General features: G+C 54.5%; 21 protein-coding genes. 12 read left to right on the top strand and 9 right to left on the bottom strand.

Translation table 11 applies throughout. The features are described from left to right. The first annotated feature begins 1 nt into the window (after window position 1). Together ybcJ and OGY10_RS08120 are read left to right on the top strand one after the other, a co-directional pair. Window positions 2–214: a ribosome-associated protein YbcJ gene (gene ybcJ / locus OGY10_RS08125; RefSeq protein ID WP_003831111.1), complete on the top strand. Its 213-nt coding sequence runs from the start codon at window positions 2–4 to the stop codon at window positions 212–214. Between the two features lie 125 nt (window positions 215–339). Beyond that, a complete protein-coding gene (locus tag OGY10_RS08120) occupies window positions 340–864 on the top strand; it encodes a metal-dependent hydrolase (RefSeq protein WP_003831110.1) in 525 nt (174 codons plus the stop codon). A gap of 77 nt (window positions 865–941) precedes the next feature. Here the strand turns inward: OGY10_RS08120 and cysS are convergent, their stop codons facing one another. Further along, entirely contained in the window at window positions 942–2,327 is a 1,386-nt protein-coding gene (gene cysS / locus OGY10_RS08115) for a cysteine--tRNA ligase (RefSeq protein WP_208744600.1), read from the bottom strand. A gap of 173 nt (window positions 2,328–2,500) precedes the next feature. Here cysS and ppiB point away from each other — a divergent pair, with 173 nt between their 5' ends. The 5 genes from ppiB to mnmH all read left to right on the top strand — a co-directional run bounded on the left by ppiB (window position 2,501) and on the right by mnmH (window position 6,714). Beyond that, window positions 2,501–2,995 carry a peptidylprolyl isomerase B gene (ppiB, locus tag OGY10_RS08110; RefSeq protein WP_003021875.1) on the top strand — a complete coding sequence of 165 codons (495 nt, stop codon included), beginning with the start codon at window positions 2,501–2,503 and terminating at the stop codon, window positions 2,993–2,995. A gap of 2 nt (window positions 2,996–2,997) precedes the next feature. Next, window positions 2,998–3,720 (top strand): UDP-2,3-diacylglucosamine diphosphatase, encoded by a 723-nt coding sequence (lpxH, locus tag OGY10_RS08105; RefSeq protein ID WP_267445360.1) that lies wholly within the window; start codon window positions 2,998–3,000, stop codon window positions 3,718–3,720. Window positions 3,721–3,958: 238 nt separating this feature from the next. Further along, a complete protein-coding gene (gene purE / locus OGY10_RS08100) occupies window positions 3,959–4,468 on the top strand; it encodes a 5-(carboxyamino)imidazole ribonucleotide mutase (RefSeq protein ID WP_003831107.1) in 510 nt (169 codons plus the stop codon). After that, window positions 4,465–5,532 (top strand): 5-(carboxyamino)imidazole ribonucleotide synthase, encoded by a 1,068-nt coding sequence (purK, locus tag OGY10_RS08095; RefSeq protein ID WP_286576611.1) that lies wholly within the window; start codon window positions 4,465–4,467, stop codon window positions 5,530–5,532. Before purE ends, purK begins: the two co-directional genes overlap by 4 nt. Window positions 5,533–5,628: 96 nt before the next feature. Further along, the gene (mnmH, locus tag OGY10_RS08090) at window positions 5,629–6,714 is read left to right on the top strand and encodes a tRNA 2-selenouridine(34) synthase MnmH (RefSeq protein ID WP_267438902.1); all 1,086 of its coding nucleotides are present in this window, start codon (window positions 5,629–5,631) and stop codon (window positions 6,712–6,714) included. On the opposite strand, the gene OGY10_RS08085 is transcribed toward mnmH, so the two are convergent. The 6 genes from OGY10_RS08085 to ybbA form a co-directional block, all read right to left on the bottom strand. Next, window positions 6,715–7,374, bottom strand: coding sequence for a methionine ABC transporter permease (locus OGY10_RS08085; protein ID WP_003831085.1), 660 nt, complete (start codon window positions 7,372–7,374; stop codon window positions 6,715–6,717). Next, window positions 7,367–8,383, bottom strand: a complete 1,017-nt coding sequence (gene sfbB / locus OGY10_RS08080) for a virulence-associated ABC transporter ATP-binding protein SfbB (RefSeq protein ID WP_267454098.1) — start codon at window positions 8,381–8,383, stop codon at window positions 7,367–7,369. The genes OGY10_RS08085 and sfbB overlap by 8 nt, the downstream gene beginning before the upstream one ends. A 63-nt stretch (window positions 8,384–8,446) precedes the next feature. Further along, complete coding sequence (locus OGY10_RS08075; protein ID WP_003831083.1) at window positions 8,447–9,277, bottom strand: MetQ/NlpA family ABC transporter substrate-binding protein; 831 nt, start codon at window positions 9,275–9,277, stop codon at window positions 8,447–8,449. Between the two features lie 261 nt (window positions 9,278–9,538). After that, the gene (locus OGY10_RS08070) at window positions 9,539–10,672 is read right to left on the bottom strand and encodes a porin (RefSeq protein ID WP_008783995.1); all 1,134 of its coding nucleotides are present in this window, start codon (window positions 10,670–10,672) and stop codon (window positions 9,539–9,541) included. 186 nt (window positions 10,673–10,858) lie between these two features. Continuing rightward, the gene (gene ybbP, locus OGY10_RS08065) at window positions 10,859–13,273 is read right to left on the bottom strand and encodes a putative ABC transporter permease subunit YbbP (protein WP_079934836.1); all 2,415 of its coding nucleotides are present in this window, start codon (window positions 13,271–13,273) and stop codon (window positions 10,859–10,861) included. After that, window positions 13,270–13,956: a putative ABC transporter ATP-binding protein YbbA gene (gene ybbA / locus OGY10_RS08060; RefSeq protein WP_008783992.1), complete on the bottom strand. Its 687-nt coding sequence runs from the start codon at window positions 13,954–13,956 to the stop codon at window positions 13,270–13,272. Before ybbA ends, ybbP begins: the two co-directional genes overlap by 4 nt. Here ybbA and tesA point away from each other — a divergent pair. Genes tesA through OGY10_RS08045 form a run of 3 tightly spaced genes read left to right on the top strand, consistent with a single transcriptional unit; the run spans window position 13,927 to window position 16,262 of the window. Continuing rightward, the gene (tesA, locus tag OGY10_RS08055; protein ID WP_032932667.1) at window positions 13,927–14,550 is read left to right on the top strand and encodes a multifunctional acyl-CoA thioesterase I/protease I/lysophospholipase L1; all 624 of its coding nucleotides are present in this window, start codon (window positions 13,927–13,929) and stop codon (window positions 14,548–14,550) included. The two genes, ybbA and tesA, sit on opposite strands and share 30 nt — an antisense overlap. Before the next feature lie 28 nt (window positions 14,551–14,578). Continuing rightward, on the top strand, window positions 14,579–15,349 hold the full coding sequence (locus OGY10_RS08050) for an SDR family oxidoreductase (RefSeq protein ID WP_003835790.1): 771 nt from the start codon (window positions 14,579–14,581) through the stop codon (window positions 15,347–15,349). Between the two features lie 58 nt (window positions 15,350–15,407). Beyond that, a complete protein-coding gene (locus OGY10_RS08045) occupies window positions 15,408–16,262 on the top strand; it encodes a co-chaperone YbbN (protein ID WP_048226259.1) in 855 nt (284 codons plus the stop codon). 105 nt (window positions 16,263–16,367) lie between these two features. On the opposite strand, the gene fetB is transcribed toward OGY10_RS08045, so the two are convergent. Together fetB and fetA are read right to left on the bottom strand one after the other, a co-directional pair. Then, window positions 16,368–17,147, bottom strand: a complete 780-nt coding sequence (gene fetB, locus OGY10_RS08040) for an iron efflux ABC transporter permease subunit FetB (protein ID WP_008783989.1) — start codon at window positions 17,145–17,147, stop codon at window positions 16,368–16,370. Next, complete coding sequence (gene fetA / locus OGY10_RS08035) at window positions 17,134–17,811, bottom strand: iron efflux ABC transporter ATP-binding subunit FetA (protein ID WP_286576605.1); 678 nt, start codon at window positions 17,809–17,811, stop codon at window positions 17,134–17,136. Before fetA ends, fetB begins: the two co-directional genes overlap by 14 nt. A gap of 133 nt (window positions 17,812–17,944) precedes the next feature. On the opposite strand from fetA, the gene OGY10_RS08030 reads away from it, so the two are divergent. Further along, window positions 17,945–18,862, top strand: a complete 918-nt coding sequence (locus OGY10_RS08030) for an SPFH domain-containing protein (protein ID WP_003831073.1) — start codon at window positions 17,945–17,947, stop codon at window positions 18,860–18,862. Next, window positions 18,859–19,317, top strand: coding sequence for an NfeD family protein (locus tag OGY10_RS08025; protein ID WP_286576604.1), 459 nt, complete (start codon window positions 18,859–18,861; stop codon window positions 19,315–19,317). The genes OGY10_RS08030 and OGY10_RS08025 overlap by 4 nt, the downstream gene beginning before the upstream one ends. Window positions 19,318–19,325: the final 8 nt, after the last annotated feature.

The raw sequence follows: 19,325 nt of genomic DNA, 5'->3' as shown, positions 1-19,325 counted from the left end.
GATGGCCACATTTTCACTGGGTAAACACCCACACGTTGAACTCTGCGATTTGCTGAAGCTGGAAGGCTGGAGCGAAAGTGGCGCCCAGGCAAAAATTGCTATTGGCGAAGGGTTAGTGAAGGTCGATGGCGTTGTTGAAACGCGTAAACGCTGCAAAATCGTTGCCGGACAGACCGTCAGCTTTGAAGGCCACAGCATTAACGTCGTGGCGTGACCCTAAGTGCCGGATGAGGTTAACACCGTATCCGGCCACTTCCCCCTCTCGTTTTCAGATAATGACTTCATCCCCACTTCACAGTGAACTGATAGCATGTTGTTTTTCCATACGAAGCGATCATCATGCCCACTATCGTTACCCACGCGGCCGTTCCGCTCTGTTTAGGGTTAGGTCTCGGACTTAAAGTCATCCCCCCACGATTACTGTTTGCTGGCGTCGTTCTGGCTATGCTGCCAGATGCCGACGTGTTGTCATTTAAGTTCGGCGTCGCCTACGGCAATGTGTTTGGCCACCGGGGATTTACCCACTCACTGCTGTTCGCCTTCGTGGTACCGCTGCTCTGCGTCTTGATTGGCCGACGATGGTTTAAGGCGGGATTGATTCGCTGCTGGCTATTCCTGACGGTTTCACTGCTGTCGCACAGTCTGCTGGATTCTGTCACCACCGGCGGTAAAGGCGTCGGCTGGCTGTGGCCGTGGTCGGATGAGCGCTTCTTCGCGCCATGGCAGGTGATTAAAGTCGCCCCGTTTGCGTTATCACGCTACGCCACGCCGTACGGGCACCAGGTGATCATGTCGGAGTTGATGTGGGTATGGCTGCCGGGAATCGTAATGATGGGTGTGCTGTGGTGGTATCGGAAACATTAATCTGCCGGATGCGACGCGATGCGTCTTATCCGGCCTATACGGCCCGGTAAGCGTAAGCGCCACCGGGCATTACAGAGTTACTTACGACGCCAGGTGGTACCCTGCGGGCCGTCTTCCAGCACGATGCCCATCTCGTTGAGACGGTCACGCGCGGCGTCAGCTGCCGCCCAGTCTTTCGCCTTACGGGCATCCAGACGCTGTTGGATTAGCGCTTCAATTTCAGCAACTTCACCGCCATCCGCCTGCGCACCGCTTTGCAGGAACGCTTCTGGATCCTGTTCCAGCAGGCCCAGTACGCTGGAAAGCTTACGCAGATGCGCAGCCATGCCGTTAGCCGCCGCCATATCTTCACCCTTCAGACGGTTAACCTCACGTGCCATATCAAACAGCACGGAGTAGGCTTCCGGGGTGTTGAAGTCATCGTCCATCGCTTCAATAAAGCGCGCTTCAAAGGCTTCGCCACCGGCTGGCGCAACGGATTTGTCGGTGCCACGCAGCGCGGTATACAGACGCTCCAGCGCAGAACGCGCCTGCTTGAGGTTCTCTTCGCTGTAGTTTAACTGGCTACGGTAATGACCGGACATCAGGAAGTAACGGATGGTTTCGGCGTCGTAGTATTTCAGCACGTCGCGAACGGTAAAGAAGTTGCCCAGCGATTTGGACATTTTCTCGCGGTCAACCATCACCATCCCGGAATGCATCCAGTAATTAACGTACTCACCGTCATGAGCACAGGTGGACTGAGCGATTTCATTTTCATGGTGCGGGAACATCAGGTCCGAACCGCCGCCGTGAATATCGAAATGGTTGCCCAGCTGTTTGCAGTTCATCGCCGAACATTCGATGTGCCAGCCCGGACGGCCCGCGCCCCACGGAGACGGCCAGCTCGGCTCGCCTTCTTTGGACATTTTCCACAGCACGAAGTCCATCGGGTTGCGTTTCACATCAACCACGTCAACGCGTGCGCCTGCCTGCAGCTGATCCAGATCCTGGCGCGACAGCTGGCCGTAGTTCGGGTCAGTCGGCACGTCGAACATCACGTCGCCGTTATCAGCAACGTAAGCGTGACCTTTGGCAATCAGTTGTTCAGTGATTTCGATAATTTCAGCGATATGGTGCGTAGCACGCGGTTCCAGATCCGGGCGCAGAATATTCAGCGCATCGAAATCGCTGTGCATTTCCGCGATCATTCTGTCGACCAACGCCACAAAGCTTTCGCCGTTTTCATTCGCGCGCTTGATGATTTTGTCATCGATATCGGTAATGTTGCGCACATACTTCAGCTTATAGCCGAGGAAGCGCAGATAACGCGCAACGACGTCGAAAGAAACGAAGGTACGTCCGTGGCCAATATGACAGAGATCGTAAACGGTAATACCACACACGTACATGCCGACTTCCCCGGCATGAATAGGTTTGAATTCCTCTTTTTGGCGCGTCAGTGTATTAAAGATTTTTAACATCGAAGATTCCGTGTAGACGTGTGTGGATAGTAAAGTCTGTATAATACCCATAATTTAGACCGGAAGCAGCACACTTTGCGAGGTGATCGCAGCTTGCGGTTATGCTATAACACACCCCTAACTCTGACCCTTGACGGGGTCGAAGCACCAATCTATCGGAACAGGATGCAAAAATGGTTACTTTCCACACTAATCACGGCGATATCGTAATCAAAACGTTTGATGATAAAGCGCCTGAAACAGTTAAAAACTTCCTGGACTACTGCCGCGAAGGTTTTTACAACAACACCATTTTCCACCGTGTTATTAACGGTTTCATGATCCAGGGCGGCGGTTTCGAGCCAGGCATGAAGCAAAAAGCCACGAAAGAAGCGATCAAAAACGAAGCGAACAACGGTCTGAAAAACACCCGTGGTACGCTGGCGATGGCGCGTACTCAGGCTCCGCACTCCGCAACCGCACAGTTCTTCATCAACGTTGCAGACAACGACTTCCTGAACTTCTCCGGCGAAAGCATGCAGGGTTGGGGTTACTGCGTGTTCGCTGAAGTTGTTGAAGGCATGGACGTGGTTGATAAAATCAAAGGCGTTTCCACTGGTCGCAGCGGTATGCATCAGGATGTGCCAAAAGAAGACGTTATCATCGAAAACGTGACCGTCAGCGAGTAATCGTGGCGACACTGTTTATTGCAGATCTTCACCTCTGCACAGAAGAACCGGCGATTACCGCCGGTTTTCTGCGTTTTTTAGCCGGTGATGCGCGAAAGGCCGATGCGCTATATATTCTTGGCGACCTGTTTGAAGCCTGGATTGGTGACGACGATCCTAATCCGCTGCATCGTGAAATGGCCGCGGCGATAAAATCACTGACTGATTCCGGCGTTCCCTGCTTTTTTATTCACGGCAATCGTGATTTTCTGCTCGGTAAACGTTTTGCCCGTGCGAGCGGCATGACCTTGCTTCCCGAAGAAAAAGTGCTCGACCTGTATGGCCGCAAGGTGCTGATCATGCATGGCGACACCTTATGCACCGACGACGCAGGCTATCAGGCATTTCGCGCCAAAGTGCATCAACCCTGGTTACAGAAGCTGTTCCTCGCTCTGCCGCTGTTCGTTCGCCAGCGAATCGCTGCGAAAATGCGTGCCAACAGCAAAGCAGCCAACAACACCAAATCGCTGGAAATCATGGATGTGAATCAGCAGGCCGTGATTAGCGAAATGGAAAAACATCAGGTTCAGTGGTTAATTCACGGCCATACCCACCGCCCTGCCGTCCACAAACTTACGGCCAATGAGCAACCCGCTTTCCGCGTGGTATTAGGCGCATGGCACACCGAAGGTTCGATGATCAAAGTCACCCCTGACGACGTTGAACTGATCGCCTTTCCGTTTTAATTCTGCAGATACCCAGTTCCTCTTTACACAAAACTATTCGAGTTGCATCGAGGCGGCAAATCTGTGAGTCCCCTGGAGCTTACAAAAGTAAGTGACTGGGGTGAGCAGATGCAGCCAACAAAGAGGCTACTTGAAGAGTGAAGTGCAAAGCGCGCAATCGTTTTCCTTGGCGGTGAATTATGCTATTCTCTGTGGCCTCAAAAGTCGAGTGTAGTGCACCACAGGAGTTTTCAGACGCATGTCTTCCCGCAATAATCCGGCGCGTGTCGCCATCGTGATGGGGTCCAAAAGCGACTGGGCTACCATGCAGTTCGCCGCCGAAATCTTCGAAATCCTGGACGTTCCGCATCATGTTGAAGTCGTCTCCGCCCACCGCACCCCAGACAAACTGTTTAGCTTCGCCGAAAGCGCTGAGGAGAACGGTTATCAGGTGATTATTGCCGGGGCCGGTGGCGCAGCGCATTTGCCTGGCATGATTGCGGCGAAAACGCTGGTGCCTGTTTTAGGCGTCCCGGTGCAAAGCGCAGCGCTGAGTGGCGTAGATAGCCTCTACTCTATCGTTCAAATGCCGCGCGGTATTCCGGTCGGCACGCTGGCTATCGGCAAAGCGGGCGCGGCAAATGCGGCCCTGCTGGCAGCACAAATTCTGGCAACACACGACAAAGCATTACACCAGCGTCTGAACGACTGGCGCAAAGCGCAAACCGATGAGGTGCTGGAGAACCCGGACCCGCGAGGTGTCGCATGAAGCAGGTCTGCGTACTTGGCAACGGACAGCTAGGGCGCATGCTGCGCCAGGCCGGTGAGCCACTGGGCATAGCGGTCTGGCCCGTCGGGCTGGACGCTGAACCGGCTGCGGTCCCTTTTCAGCAAAGCGTGATCACCGCTGAGATTGAGCGCTGGCCGGAAACGGCACTCACCCGCGAACTGGCACGCCACCCGGCGTTTGTTAACCGCGACGTCTTCCCGATTATTGCCGACCGTCTGACGCAAAAGCAGCTTTTTGACAAGCTCGGTCTGGCGACCGCGCCGTGGCAGCTGCTGGCAGATAAAAGCGAATGGTCTGCGGTATTCGACAAACTTGGCGAGCTGGCGATCGTGAAACGTCGCGTCGGCGGCTACGATGGACGTGGACAGTGGCGCTTGCGCGCAAATGAAACTGAGCAACTGCCGGACGACTGCTACGGCGAGTGCATCGTCGAGCGGGGAATCAACTTCTCCGGTGAGGTCTCCCTGGTTGGCGCTCGTGCGCACGACGGCAGCACCGTTTTCTATCCGCTGACCCATAACCTCCATCAGGACGGTATTCTGCGCACCTGCGTGGTATTCCCGCAGGCTAACGCCAGACAGCAGGAACAGGCTGAAGCAATGCTCTCTGCCATCATGCAGGAGCTGGGCTATGTCGGCGTGATGGCGATGGAGTGTTTCATCACCCCGGAAGGTCTGCTGATTAACGAACTGGCTCCGCGCGTGCACAACAGTGGCCACTGGACGCAAAACGGCGCCAGCATCAGCCAGTTTGAGTTGCATCTACGTGCCATTACCAACCTGCCATTACCGACGCCGGTGGTGAACCACCCTTCGGTGATGGTAAACCTGATTGGTAGCGACCTGAACTACGACTGGCTGAAGCTGCCGCTGGTGCATCTGCACTGGTATGACAAAGAGGTGCGTGAAGGGCGTAAGGTGGGTCACCTGAACCTGAGCGACAGCGATACCGCGCGCCTTAGCGCGACGCTGGAAGCGCTTATCCCCCTGCTGCCGCCGGAATATGCCAGCGGTATTATCTGGGCGCAGTCAAAGCTGAAATAAGCCAATAATGCCGGGGAGTTGATTTTATCCTTCCCCGGCCCCTCCTCTGGCGCGTAAAATCCCCTCCATTGCTGTTTTGTATTTTCAGGATCAAACATGAACGATGGAACGGACTACCGCGCAATTTTGCTCGCCGGTACGCCTTTAATCGATGTACGCGCCCCCGTCGAATTTCAGCAAGGCGCAATGCCGGGCGCAATCAACCTTCCCTTAATGAACGATGACGAACGTGCCGCCGTCGGGACCTGTTATAAACGTCAGGGGCCCGAAGCCGCCCTCGCGCTCGGCCATCAACTGGTCTCGGGTGAGACCCGCCAACAGAGAATGCGGGCCTGGCAGGACGCCTGCCGTCAACATCCTGCGGGCTATTTATGCTGCGCGCGCGGCGGTCAGCGTTCGCATATTGTGCAGCAGTGGCTGCATGAGTCCGGCATTGACTATCCGTTGATTAAAGGCGGTTACAAAGCCCTGCGCCAGGCAGTGATACAGCTGACTGAAGAATTAGTGCAAAAGCCGATCGTCTTAATTGGCGGCTGTACCGGGAACGGTAAAACGCAACTGGTGCAACAGCAGCCAAACGGTGTGGATCTCGAAGGTCTGGCGCACCATCGCGGCTCCTCGTTTGGGCGCACCGTTGAACCTCAATTGAGTCAGGCGAGTTTTGAAAACCTGCTGGCGGTTGAAATGCTCAAAACCGATAGCCGTCAGGATTTACGTCTGTGGGTACTGGAAGATGAAGGCCGCATGATCGGGGCTAATCATCTGCCAGAATGCCTGCGCGAGCGCATGACCCAGGCATCAATTGCGGTGGTGGACGATCCTTTTGAGCGTCGTCTGGAGCGACTACGCGAAGAGTATTTCGTGAAGATGCACCACGATTTTACCCACGCTTATGGCGAGAGCCAGGGCTGGCAGGAGTACAGCGAGTATCTGCACCACGGCCTGTTTGCTATACGCCGTCGTCTGGGTTTACAACGTTTTGCCGAGCTGACCACCCTGCTCGACGAGGCTCTGCGCGAACAGCAGGCAACGGGCAGCACCGACGCCCATATGGGCTGGCTGGTACCGTTGCTCAATGAGTATTACGACCCGATGTATCGCTATCAGCTGGAAAAGAAAGCCGCGAAAATCGTCTTTCGCGGCACATGGCAGGACGTTGCCGAGTGGCTTAACGCACAGTGATCAGTGTCTGTCGCGCTTATCTGCGCGTTTTGCCAGCCAGTCACCCAGCACCTGAACGACCTGCACCAAAATAATCAACGCCACCACGGTGACGATCATGACCTGGGTTTCGTAGCGGTAATAACCAAAGCGAATCGCCAGGTCGCCGACTCCACCGCCGCCAACGATCCCGGCCATCGCGGAGTATCCGATCAGACTCACCAGCGTTATCGTCAACCCACGCAGCAGACCCGCGCTCGCTTCAGGTAACAGAACGGTGCAGATGATGCGCATCGGGCTGGCACCAAACGCTTCCGCCGCTTCAATAATCCCTTTATCGACTTCACGTAGCGCGCTATCAACCAGACGGGCATAGAAGGCGATTGCCGCCACTGAGAGCGGGACCGACGCCGCAATCGGGCCAATGGTATTTCCGAGCAAAAACTGGGTTAGCGGCAGCAGCAGGACCAGCAGGATCACAAACGGTACCGAACGAATGATATTCACCAGCACGGAGCTGAGCAGATACACAAAACGGTTTTGCCAGAATAAATGCCGGTCGGTGACGAAAATCAGAAAACCGAGCGGCAGACCACCAATAATTGCCAGCACCGTAGAGATGCTCAGCATCTGGAAGGTTTCATTAAACGCCAGCGTCAAATCCGGCAATAAATCATCCACGAATCACCTCCACCTGTGCAGTACGTTGACGAATATGTTCCACGGCGACTTCCACCGCTGAAGGGTTATGCGGCGCGGTCAGTTGCACGACCAGAATCCCCAGCGCACGTTCGCCAATATATTCAATTTTGCCGTGCAGAATGTTCACCGCCACGCCAAATTTAACCGCGACTTCTGACAACACCGGCTGTTCCGCCGAATCGCCGATGAACAGAATTTTTAGCAACTGACCAGGCAGATGCTGGCGCATACGCTCGGGCAGCGTCAAATTGAGGGTATGCGACACCAGCTGCTGCGTGAACGCGTGCTGCGGGTGAGCAAAAACGTCAAACACCTCACCAGACTCCACCACCTTGCCGCCAGACATTACCGCCACGCGATCGCAAATCGATTTGATCACGTTCATCTCGTGAGTGATCAGCACGATCGTGATCCCCAACTGTTGGTTGATCTGCTTAAGCAACGCCAGAATCGTGGCTGAGGTTTCGAGGTCCAGCGCCGAGGTAGGTTCATCACACAACAGCACATCCGGGTGATTGGCAATCGCGCGGGCAATACCCACACGCTGCTTTTGCCCACCGCTGAGCTGAACCGGAAAGCGGTTCGCCTTGTCTGACAGCCCCACCAGCGCCAGGATTTCGCTCACGCGCGGGCCAATTTTACTGCGCTCCCATCCGGCAGCCTTCAGGCTAAAGGCGACGTTTTGCGCCACGGTACGGGTATGCATCAGGTTAAAATGTTGAAAAATCATACCGATACGCTGACGGGCTTTACGTAGATGCCCCCCTTCCAGCGCGGAAATTTCTACGCCGTTCACCTTCACGCTTCCCTGGCTCGGACGCGTTAAGGCGTTCAGGGTGCGCAGCAGCGTACTTTTCCCCGCGCCGCTGGTCCCGACAATGCCAAATATCTCACCTGCGCCAATGCGCAAGCTAACGTCATCAACCGCCCGGGTTGATGGTCCACGGCCCGCGCTAAAATCCACGCAAACTTTCTCAATCTCAATCATAGCCACCTCAGAAATGCGAAAAGGGCAGTCGTCGCTGCCCCTGTTAACCCTTGTGCGCAGCGATTATTGGGCTGTCGACATCCATTCCGGTTTCTGGAAGGCGCTGTAGATATTTTGCGGATCGTCGATCACCGCGCGATACGCCGGAGATTTCACCGCCTCAACAATATCTTTTGCGAACGGTTTATCCGCATCTTCACTGCGTACCGCGATGATATTTTTCAGATTTTCGTCCAGGTGTTCCTGCTTGATGGCGCTGGCGAGATCCATTTTTGCCGCCACGGCAAAGTTACCGTTGACCAGCGCACCGGTCACACCGTCCAGCGTACGCGGCAGCTGTGCCGCTTCCAGCGGTTTAAACACCAGCCCTTTGGGATTGCTGGCGATATCGCGCTCGGAGGCTTTAGTTGGATCAATATTGTCTTTGATGGTGATAAGGCCAATAGACTGCAGGAAACGCAGACCGCGAGCCAGGTTGGTGGGATCGTTGGAAAGCGTGATCACATCCCCTTTTTTCAACTCATCCAGGCTTTTGATTTTATGTGAGTAAAACCCCATCCCGGCCGTCGGGACCACAATCAGCTTGCTCAGCTTCAGGCCTTTATCGGCGGTGAATTTGTCAAAATAGAGCGAATGCTGGAACAGGTTAGCATCAATGCTACCGTTGGAGAGCGCCATGTTTGGCTGCACGTAATCGCTGAATTCGCGCACCACTACCTTATAGCCTTTCTCTTTCAGCGTGGGGGCAATGGCCTGTTTCACCATATCACCGTATGGCCCAGGCGCGACGCCAAACACGATTGTGTGCGGGTCACTGTTCGCATGAGCAAACTGTAATCCACAGGCCAGTAACAGCGCCCCGGTCGCGACGCGTAAACTCTGACGCAATCCCATATTCTCTCCATTTTAACGTTGTGGTGTCATGTCTCACGCCGTTCTTGCGGCGTTGTTCTTGTTGGCCCGTTAACAGGCTGATTGTTAACATGACACAGATCACAACCTGCTGTCCTTGAAATTATTTCATGATGTTGCAGAGTATGTTTTTAAATGAAAGAAGGTATGAAAAAGCCGGATGTCGGCACAAGTGCCTTATCCGGCCTACAACAGCTTTCTTAGGCCCGATAAGCGCAAGCGTATCGGGCGGCAGGCGTTCGATTAGAAGTCGTAACGCAGACGAACCAGGTTCATGTCACCCAGATTGTCGGTGCTGGAGGTAAAGACGTGTTCGTAGTCAACACGGAAACCGTAATCCAGCTGGAAGCTGATCCCCACGCCGTTGTCGGTACGCAGATAGTTTCGGCCATTCACGTACTCAATACGGTCGCCCATAAAGTACGGCTGAACGGATTTCAGCGCATATTGACCCACCGGGAAGGTGTAACCGGCGAAGTATTCCAGACCCCAGGCGTCACCGGCAAAGTAGTCGTTAACAGAGACTTTTTTGGTGGTCATGAAGTTTTGATACCAACCGCCGCCCATCGAGAAGGTCCAGTTGTCCGGTTTCCAGCTCAGCGCGGTACCGACGATGTTTTGATCGTAGGTTTTGCTGGTGTTGCCACGCATTTCCGCGCGAGTGTAGTTCCACGCCGTACCCCAGGTCAGGTCATCGGTAATGTGATAATCCACACCCAGTGAGCCGCCGCCTTTACGCTTGTAGCGCAGACCGTTGTTCGGGTTGTAATCATCACTGAACAGATAAGAGGCGTAGAGATCCACATCACCAACGGTATTCTTATACTTCAGTGATTTACGCGTACGATAGGAACCATCATAGTCGCCATTAATACCGTTACCTGGCGCCTGACCGATCATGTCATAGTCCCAGATATCCGTTTTCGCACCGACTACATCATAGTAAATGCTGTTTTGTTGACCGAAGGTCAGCGTACCCCAGGTTGCACTCTTCAGACCGGTGTACAGCATACGACGCGTGGTATCGTTGGCACCGTCAGCGTAGTGGTTATCCCAGTTGAACATCGCCGGGAAGTTAACGCCCAGCTCGTAGTAGCTCACCCAACTGATATCATCAAACAAATAGTAGTCAGCGGCGAAGCGGAAACGTGTACCGCCATCGAAGCCATTACGTTTGTAGCCATTCTTACCATCGTCACCGGCCATATTCTGGAACTGCGGACGAATACTTCCGCCGACGGTGAAGTTAAGACGGCTCAGCGGGTTGCCCGCCTGCGGATCTTGTTTCAGGACCGTGATTTCCGCCTGTGAAGCGAAAGTCGTTAATGCCACTGCTGCGCCGATCGATACCGCCAGCGCTGTTTTTTTTATAGTCATTATTTATACCTTGATAGATAGCCTGCCAATTATTCAGCACACAAATATTAACGTTTATTAATACTCTCGTGTTGTTGGGTTTTTATTGTTCTGTGCTGTTAAATATCAAGGAGTTATCAATTTGTGCTACATAGAAAAAAAGACGCACCGATTTTAAAACCGGTGCGTAATCATCACGAATATGAATTAACTACTGAACTGACGGAACAGCGCTTTACCTTTTAGCAGACGTGAACCGAGCCATCCGCCGCATAAAGAGAGCAGCAATGCTCCACTAAATGGTAATACTACCCACAGTCGCCAGTCTGGCTCCCACGGGAAATCAAACACTTTGGTTTGCAGTACCGCCAACGCTGTTTCCGCACCGATGGCCGCCACCAGTCCGGCAACCATCCCGAGCATGGCGAACTCGCACCACAGCGTGGTACGCAGCAGCTTCTTACCCGCGCCCAGCGTGCGCCAGACCACCAACTCCTGATGACGCTGACGCATCCCGACCTGGACCTGCGCCAATAGCAGCAGCATGCCACAGGCGGTGACCAGTACCACCATCACCTCCAGTGCGCGGCTCACCTGATCCAGCACCTGGCTCACCTGTTTGAGGATGGCGCCAATATCCAGCAGGCTGATGGTCGGGAATTCGCGGTTAAGCTGCGTTAGCATGCCGTTGCCGTTCTCCCAGCGAAAGCTGGTTAACCAGCTTTGCGGCTGAGCATCCAGCGCGCCGGAGGGGAAGATAAAGAAGAAGTTGGGCCGCAGGCTTTCCCAGTCCACTTTGCGCAGACTGCTGACCGTGGCGCTGAAATCCTGGGTATCGCCCATAAAAGTCACCCGATCGCCGAGTTTGACATTCAGCCGTTTCGCTAACCCCTCTTCCATCGATACTTCGCCCGCTTTTGGCGGCCAGCTTCCGGCGGTTATCGGGTTATGATCCGGTCGGGTATCCTGCCAGGTCAGGTTAAGCTCGCGGTTCAGCGCCTCATCCTGATTGCCTTCGGTCGGCTTCTCATTGATAGCCGTCAGACGCGCCCGCACAATCGGATAGAACGATTCCGGGATCACCTGATGCTCGGACAGGAAAGCCTTCAGCGGAACCACCTGCTCGGTGGCAATGTTGATCAGGAAATAGTTCGGACTTTCCGGCGGCATTTGCTGCTGCCAGCGGTCGAGCAGATCGCCGCGCAGCACCAGTAACAACGCCAGCAGCATAAAGGAAAGCGAAAATGCCGATAGCTGGCTGAGCGTTGACCACGGCTGGCGTAACAGTCGACTGACCGCCAAACGCAGCGGCAGTGAGGAGAGCGTCAGACCACGCAGCACGTTGAGCAGCATCCAGCCGAGCACCCCGCACAACAGCGCCAGTACCACCGCACCAGCCAGTACCGCCCACAGCAGTGGACTTCCGCCCATCAGTCCAGCAAGCAGTGCAATCACGACTATCACGACCACCGGCAAATAAAACTTCAGGGGCCAGACGTTTGCCACCACGTCACGGCGCAGCACCCGCAGCGGCTGCGTTGCCAGCAGCAGGCGGTAAGGGCGTAACCCCACCAATAGCGAAATCACCGTCATGGTGCCTAGTGCCCATAACCACGGCCAGGGGCTGGCAGGCGGTAGTTCTCCAGGCAGAACCGGCTTGAGCAGCAGCACCAGCACGCGCTCGAATAACAGTCCGAATAGTCCGCCGGTCACGCCAGACAGCGCCAGCACCATCAGCCATTGACCAACAATCAGCCTGCGCAGTTGCGCTCTGCCCGCACCGAGGGTTTTCAGAATAGCCACCAGATCGTAACGGCTGCGGCAATAATGGCTCATAGCCACGGCAACCGCGGCGACCGCCAGCAACAGCGTTAACAGCGCCGACAGCAGCAAGAACTGTTGCGAACGCTCAAGTGATTTCCCCAGCGCCCCTTCATCCTGCTCCAGCCCATACCAGCGCTGTTCAGGCTTTAACTGTGGCAGCAGCCACTTTTCATAGGCTTCCAGTTGCGATGGCGTCCCGCCAAATTTATAGCGCCAGGTCACGCGGCTTCCCGGCTGGACCGCCGCCGTTTTTTCGACATCCGCCATGTTCATCATCAGACGCGGTGCTATCTGGAACGGATTAAAACCAGAGTCCGGCTCCTGCACCACCTCCCCGGCAATACGCAGCGTGGCATCGCCAACGTCGATGGAATCACCGACTTTTAAGTTGAGTAGCGCCATCAGACGTGGGGCCAGCAGCACCGAGCCCGGCTGCGGTTTCAGTCCCGGCGGGTTGGTTTGCAGTGTGCCGTACATCGGATACACATCATCTACCGCTTTGACGTTCGCCAACTGCGGCGTATCCCGGGCAAAAGTCATGGTGGCAAAGGTGAGCTGTTCGCCTACCTTCAGGCCACGCTGTCGCGCCTCGTCAATCCACGCTTTCGGCACGGTACGCGAACTTTGTAGCGACCGATCTCCCGCCATAAACTCGCGGCTTTGCTGGCTCAGCCCTTTTTCCATACGATCGCTGATATTGCCCAGCGCCAGCACACAGGCTACCGCCAGGCTTAGTGCCAGCCAGACAATCAGTAATGAAGGCGAGCGCCATTCGCGCCAGAACCAGCGTGCAATCATGCCTCCTCCTGCAACTGTCCATTCACCAGACGTAAGCGCCTGTCGCAACGCGCCGCCAACTGCGGGTCATGCGTCACCAGAATCAGGGTGGTGCCGTGTTCCCGGTTCAGAGAAAACAGCAGGTCGGCTATTTTGTCTCCGGTCTGGCGATCGAGGTTGCCCGTTGGTTCATCGGCAAACAGCACGTCAGGGCGACCGTTAAAGGCCCGCGCCAGCGCCACGCGCTGCTGCTCCCCGCCGGAAAGCTGGGCCGGAAGATGATCGAGACGTTTTCCCAGTCCCAGTTGTTCCAACAGCGTTTTTGCCCCGTCGCGGCTTTTTCCGCTATTTTCGCCGCGCAACAGCGCGGGCAGTTCGACGTTTTCCAGCGCGTTGAGGGTCGGAATTAACATGAATGACTGGAAGACAAAACCCACGTGCCGCGCCCGCAGCTGCGCCCGGGCTTCTTCGTCCATGGTGTGCAGCGCCTGCCCCACCAGGCTGACTTCACCGCTGGTGCCATCGTCAAGCCCGGCGAGAATCGCCAGCAGCGTGGATTTCCCCGATCCCGACTCGCCAATCAACGCAATGGTCTCGGCGCGTTTGACAACCAGTTCAACTCCGGTAAGGATGGATAGCTCATGATCACCCTGACCGACGGATTTCTTAAGATGATGAACTTCAACAATGTTTTCCGCTGGCATTGGCCTTTCCTGTTCCTGGTCCTGTTAACTTTCCGCGCCGCCGCAGCGGACACGTTATTAATTCTGGGTGACAGCCTGAGCGCCGGATACCGAATGTCCGCCAGCGCCGCGTGGCCTGCGCTACTTAATGATAAATGGCAAACCAAAACGCCGGTGGTGAATGCCAGCATTAGCGGCGACACCTCGCAGCAAGGTCTGGCCCGTCTGCCAGCATTACTCAAGCAGCACCAGCCGCGTTGGGTACTGGTCGAACTTGGCGGCAACGACGGCCTGCGCGGCTTCGCACCTGCGCAAACCGAACAAACCCTGCGCACGATTCTGCAGGACGTAAAAGCGGCAAATGCCGAACCACTGCTGATGCAAATTCGTCTGCCGGCAAACTACGGTCGCCGTTATAATGAAACCTTTAGCGCGATTTATCCAAAGCTCGCCAAAGAGTTTGATATTCCTCTGCTGCCTTTTTTTATGGAAGAGGTTTATCTGAAACCCCAGTGGATGCAGGATGATGGTATTCATCCTAACCGTGACGCCCAGCCGTTTATCGCCGACTGGATGGCGCAACATCTCACACCTCTAGTAAATCACGACTCGTAAAACAACGGAGATCCTGACAGGTAAAGTTATGCAAAAATCGGTCTTAATAACAGGATGTTCCAGCGGAATCGGTCTGGAAAGCGCGCTTGAGCTAAAGCGCCAGGGTTTTCAAATTCTGGCAGGCTGCCGCAAACCTGACGATGTCGCGCGTATGAACAGTATGGGATTCACCGGCGTATTGCTGGATCTGGATTCACCCGAAAGCGTGGATCGTGCCGCCGATGAAGTGATCGCCCTGACCGATAATCGTTTATATGGGATCTTTAACAACGCCGGATACGGTGTCTATGGTCCCCTGCCCACCATCAGCCGCGAACAGATGGAACAGCAGTTTTCCGCCAACTTCTTTGGCGCACATCAGCTTACCATGCGCCTGTTACCTGCCATGTTACCCCACGGCGAAGGGCGCATCGTGATGACCTCCTCGGTGATGGGATTGATCTCAACGCCGGGACGCGGCGCCTATGCCGCCAGCAAATATGCACTGGAAGCCTGGTCCGACGCACTGCGTATGGAACTGCGCCACAGCGGGATTAAGGTCAGCCTGATTGAACCCGGCCCCATCCGTACCCGCTTTACCGAAAACGTCAACCAGACCCAGAGCGATGCTCCCGTGGAAAATCCCGGCATTGCCGCGCGTTTTACGCTGGGACCAGAAGCGGTTGTCGCCAAAGTGCGTCACGCGTTTGAGAGCGATAAACCAAAGCTACGTTATCCGGTTACGCTGGTGACCTGGGCAGTGATGCTGCTTAAACGCCTGTTGCCAGGCCGCATAATGGACAAAATTTTACAGGGTTGAGTTGAAGCTCGCGCGTCAGCCCCCATGTAACAAGAAATCGACAAAAGAGAGTAACTCCATGTCCACACAGAATATTGTTAACATTAACGAATCGAACCTACAGCAGACCCTCGAACAGTCGATGACCACCCCGGTCCTGTTCTATTTTTGGTCTGAGCGCAGCCAGCATTGTCTGCAATTAACGCCGGTACTGGAGAGCCTTGCCGCCCAGTATAACGGTCAGTTTATTCTCGCTAAGCTGGACTGCGACGCCGAGCAGATGATCGCCTCCCAGTTTGGTCTGCGCGCGATCCCTACGGTTTATCTGTTCCAGAACGGCCAGCCAGTGGATGGATTCCAGGGCCCGCAACCGGAAGAGGTTATTCGCGCACTGCTGGAGAAAGTGCTGCCGAGCGAAGAAGAGCTGAAAGCACGCCAGGCTATCGAATTCATCGAAGCCGGTAATCACGCGGATGCGCTGCCACTGCTGAAAGAAGCCTGGCAGATCTCCAACCAGAGCAGCGAAATCGGTCTGCTGCTGGCGGAAACGCAAATCGCCCTGAACCGTTCTGATGAAGCCGAAGCGGTACTGAAAACCATTCCGTTGCAGGATCAGGACACCCGCTATCAAGGGCTTATCGCACAGATCGAACTGCTGAAGCAGGCCGCTGATACACCGGAAATCCAACAGTTGCAGCAGCAGGTCGCCAGCAATCCACAGGATGCGGCGCTGGCAACGCAGTTGGCTATTCAATTGCACCAGGTCGGGCGCAACGAGGAATCGCTGGAATTACTGTTCAGCCACCTGAAGAAAGATCTTACGGCTGCTGATGGTCAGGCGCGTAAGACTTTCCAGGAGATCCTTGCCGCACTGGGTACCGGTGATGCGCTGGCCTCGAAGTATCGCCGCCAGCTGTACGCGCTGTTGTACTAATTGGTTCATCATGCCCGATGACGCTACGCTTATCGGGCCTACAAACACAACCAACACCTCATTCCCGTCGGCCGGATATGGCGGTAGCCGCCATACGGCATCACATCACGGTTTCTTTAATGGCGTCACCACTAATTGGTGGCGCGAATTATAGAATTTTCGATAGGTTAAGTAGCAGGCGATAATGGTCGACAGGCTGGCGGTTGATAGCAGCATAAACGTCACCATAATCTGATACTTAATCGCTTTTACCGGGTCAATACCTGCAAAGATCAATCCTGACATCATTCCCGGTAAACTCACCAGCCCCACGGTCTTCGCTGAATCAATCGTCGGGATTAGTGAGGCGCGAATGCTGTCGCGAATAAGCGGTGCAGAAGCCACCTTCGGCGTTGCGCCGAGGCTGAGTTTTTCCTGAATTTGCTGCTGCTCGCTGTTAAACCGCTGCCCCAAATTGTTGTAACACAGCCCCACCGCCACCATCGCATTGCCTGCAATCATGCCGGAGATCGGGATGACCTGCATCGGCGTGAACTCGATAGAGCCTGAAAGAACCAGCACCGAAAGCGTTAGCCCCGCTCCCACCGTAATAGCAATAAACGACGAGAGAAAAGCTTTATCAATATATTTACTGCGTTTTTGCGCGTTATAGGCCGCGTTAAAGCAGATAAACAGCACCATCAATAAGGTCAGAATGCTATGGTTGACGCCGAAAATATATTTCAGCACGTAGCCCACGATAATAAGCTGAACCACTGCCCGGCAAACGCTCCAGAGAATATCTTTTTCCAGCGCCAGCTTTTCTTTGTTGCTGATCAGTATCGCGACCACCACCAGCATCATCGCTAACGCCAGGGATTCATTGGTAATATTATGCTCGTTCATTGCTGACTTCCTGCATTTCACCGGCGTGCGGTTGAAGGGTTATGACGTTATCCGCATGTTCAATTTCATCTTTGTCATGCGTCACCCACAGCACAGCAATATTCTTGTCGCGAACATAGTGGTGAATTAATTCGTTCACATTACGCTTGTTGGCTTCATCCAGCGCGCTGGTGATTTCATCAAGCAGCAGAATTTTCGGCAGAAACTGCAAATTACGAATTAACGAGACGCGCTGCTTTTCGCCGCCGGATAGCTCATTGATATTTTTTTTGAGGATCGTCTCGGGTAACTCAAAGCGGGCCAGATCGGCCAGAAACACATCCGGATCCGGACGTTTGTCGCGAATTTGCCAGGGGAAAATGAGATTGTCGTAAACGGTGTCACCAAACAAAGCGGGCGTTTGCGCGCAATAAGAGACCTGCTGGCGATAAGCTTCAGGCTTAAGCGTTGATATCTCCTTACCCTCAAAAAGGATTTCACCAGAACTCGGGCTAATTAACGACGCGACTATCTTGAGTAACGTACTTTTACCGCAGCCGGACTGGCCGGTAATCAGCTTAAATTCTCCGGCGTGGAGATCAAAACAGATGTTATTAAGAACCCGCGTCGCCCCTGCCTGCCATGCGACATTTTTTAACTGAAGCAGAATGCTGCTTTCTTCCATTACCAATCCCTTTTTACATCTTTCGTGCAGATAGTCTATCCCTGTAATTTATTATAGGGGAGCCCACCTTGATAAATCGGGTATAATTTGACTAATGAGGCAGTAAAGGACAGCACAACAGGAGGTTTCATCAATGCTCATTTTTATTCCTATTCTTATTTTTGTCGCGCTGGTGATCGTCGGCGCAGGCGTCAAAATCGTCCCGCAGGGATATCAGTGGACGGTAGAGCGTTTTGGCCGTTACACCAAAACCCTGCAACCGGGTTTAAGCCTTGTTGTACCGTTCATGGACCGCATTGGTCGTAAGATCAATATGATGGAACAGGTGCTTGATATCCCCTCTCAGGAAGTCATCTCCAAAGATAACGCCAACGTCTCGATTGATGCTGTGTGCTTTATTCAGGTGATCGACGCGCCGAAAGCCGCGTATGAAGTCAGCAACCTGGAACTGGCGATCATCAACCTGACCATGACCAACATTCGTACTGTTCTCGGCTCGATGGAGCTCGATGAAATGCTCTCCCAGCGTGACAACATCAACACGCGCCTGCTGCATATTGTTGATGAGGCCACCAATCCCTGGGGCATCAAAATCACCCGTATTGAGATTCGTGACGTGCGTCCACCGGCGGAACTGATTGACGCCATGAACGCGCAGATGAAAGCCGAACGTACCAAGCGCGCCTACATTCTGGAAGCCGAAGGGATCCGCCAGGCGGAAATCGTCAAGGCCGAAGGTGAGAAGCAGTCGAAAATCCTCATCGCGGAAGGTGAACGTCAGTCCGCATTTTTACAGGCTGAAGCGCGTGAACGTTCCGCAGAAGCAGAAGCCCGCGCAACACAGATGGTGTCTGAAGCCATTGCCGCCGGGGATATTCAGGCCGTGAACTACTTCGTGGCACAGAAATACACTGAAGCGCTGCAGCATATCGGCTCGTCGAATAACAGCAAAGTGGTGATGATGCCGCTGGATGCCAGCAGCCTGATGGGCTCCATTGCCGGGATCGCCGAACTGGTTAAGGACAGCGCCAGCGAGCGGAAAAAATCATGATAGCGATGATTCTGGCGCACCAGCATATTTTCTGGCTCAGCCTCGGTGGTCTGTTACTGGCCGCCGAGATGCTGGGCGGCAACGGTTATCTGCTGTGGAGCGGCGTGGCAGCGGTGATTACCGGTCTGGTCGTCTGGCTCGTTCCGCTAGACTGGGCGTGGCAGGGGGCGATGTTCGCCGCCCTCACCCTGCTGGCGGCCTGGCTGTGGTGGAAGTGGCTGGCAAGACGCGTTCAGGAGCAGCAGCCAGCCGACAGCCATCTTAACCAACGTGGACAACAGTTAGTTGGCCGTCAATTTACTCTGGAAACTAACCTGGTCAATGGTCGCGGACATATGCGCGTCGGCGACAGTTCCTGGCCCGTTAGCGCCCGTGACGATTTGAGCGCCGGAACGCAGGTTGAAGTCATTGCCGTTGAGGGAATAACCCTGATTATAAAAGCGGTATCACACTAAAAAGACAG

Source organism: Citrobacter sp. Cpo148, assembly GCF_030332375.1.
GTDB classification, from domain to species: domain Bacteria; phylum Pseudomonadota; class Gammaproteobacteria; order Enterobacterales; family Enterobacteriaceae; genus Citrobacter; species Citrobacter portucalensis.
Note: the sequence above shows the minus strand (reverse complement) of the source record. Positions and strands in the feature narration are given on the sequence as shown.

Excerpts from the sequence above, each read along its gene's own strand:
- ybcJ (WP_003831111.1), top strand. The coding sequence starts at position 2 with ATGGCCACATTTTCACTGGGTAAACACCCACACGTTGAACTCTGCGAT.
- OGY10_RS08120 (WP_003831110.1), top strand. The coding sequence starts at position 340 with ATGCCCACTATCGTTACCCACGCGGCCGTTCCGCTCTGTTTAGGGTTA.
- cysS (WP_208744600.1), bottom strand. The coding sequence starts at position 2,327 with ATGTTAAAAATCTTTAATACACTGACGCGCCAAAAAGAGGAATTCAAA.
- ppiB (WP_003021875.1), top strand. The coding sequence starts at position 2,501 with ATGGTTACTTTCCACACTAATCACGGCGATATCGTAATCAAAACGTTT.
- purE (WP_003831107.1), top strand. The coding sequence starts at position 3,959 with ATGTCTTCCCGCAATAATCCGGCGCGTGTCGCCATCGTGATGGGGTCC.
- purK (WP_286576611.1), top strand. The coding sequence starts at position 4,465 with ATGAAGCAGGTCTGCGTACTTGGCAACGGACAGCTAGGGCGCATGCTG.
- mnmH (WP_267438902.1), top strand. The coding sequence starts at position 5,629 with ATGAACGATGGAACGGACTACCGCGCAATTTTGCTCGCCGGTACGCCT.
- sfbB (WP_267454098.1), bottom strand. The coding sequence starts at position 8,383 with ATGATTGAGATTGAGAAAGTTTGCGTGGATTTTAGCGCGGGCCGTGGA.
- OGY10_RS08075 (WP_003831083.1), bottom strand. The coding sequence starts at position 9,277 with ATGGGATTGCGTCAGAGTTTACGCGTCGCGACCGGGGCGCTGTTACTG.
- OGY10_RS08070 (WP_008783995.1), bottom strand. The coding sequence starts at position 10,672 with ATGACTATAAAAAAAACAGCGCTGGCGGTATCGATCGGCGCAGCAGTG.
- ybbP (WP_079934836.1), bottom strand. The coding sequence starts at position 13,273 with ATGATTGCACGCTGGTTCTGGCGCGAATGGCGCTCGCCTTCATTACTG.
- tesA (WP_032932667.1), top strand. The coding sequence starts at position 13,927 with ATGAACTTCAACAATGTTTTCCGCTGGCATTGGCCTTTCCTGTTCCTG.
- ybbA (WP_008783992.1), bottom strand. The coding sequence starts at position 13,956 with ATGCCAGCGGAAAACATTGTTGAAGTTCATCATCTTAAGAAATCCGTC.
- OGY10_RS08050 (WP_003835790.1), top strand. The coding sequence starts at position 14,579 with ATGCAAAAATCGGTCTTAATAACAGGATGTTCCAGCGGAATCGGTCTG.
- OGY10_RS08045 (WP_048226259.1), top strand. The coding sequence starts at position 15,408 with ATGTCCACACAGAATATTGTTAACATTAACGAATCGAACCTACAGCAG.
- fetB (WP_008783989.1), bottom strand. The coding sequence starts at position 17,147 with ATGAACGAGCATAATATTACCAATGAATCCCTGGCGTTAGCGATGATG.
- fetA (WP_286576605.1), bottom strand. The coding sequence starts at position 17,811 with ATGGAAGAAAGCAGCATTCTGCTTCAGTTAAAAAATGTCGCATGGCAG.
- OGY10_RS08030 (WP_003831073.1), top strand. The coding sequence starts at position 17,945 with ATGCTCATTTTTATTCCTATTCTTATTTTTGTCGCGCTGGTGATCGTC.
- OGY10_RS08025 (WP_286576604.1), top strand. The coding sequence starts at position 18,859 with ATGATAGCGATGATTCTGGCGCACCAGCATATTTTCTGGCTCAGCCTC.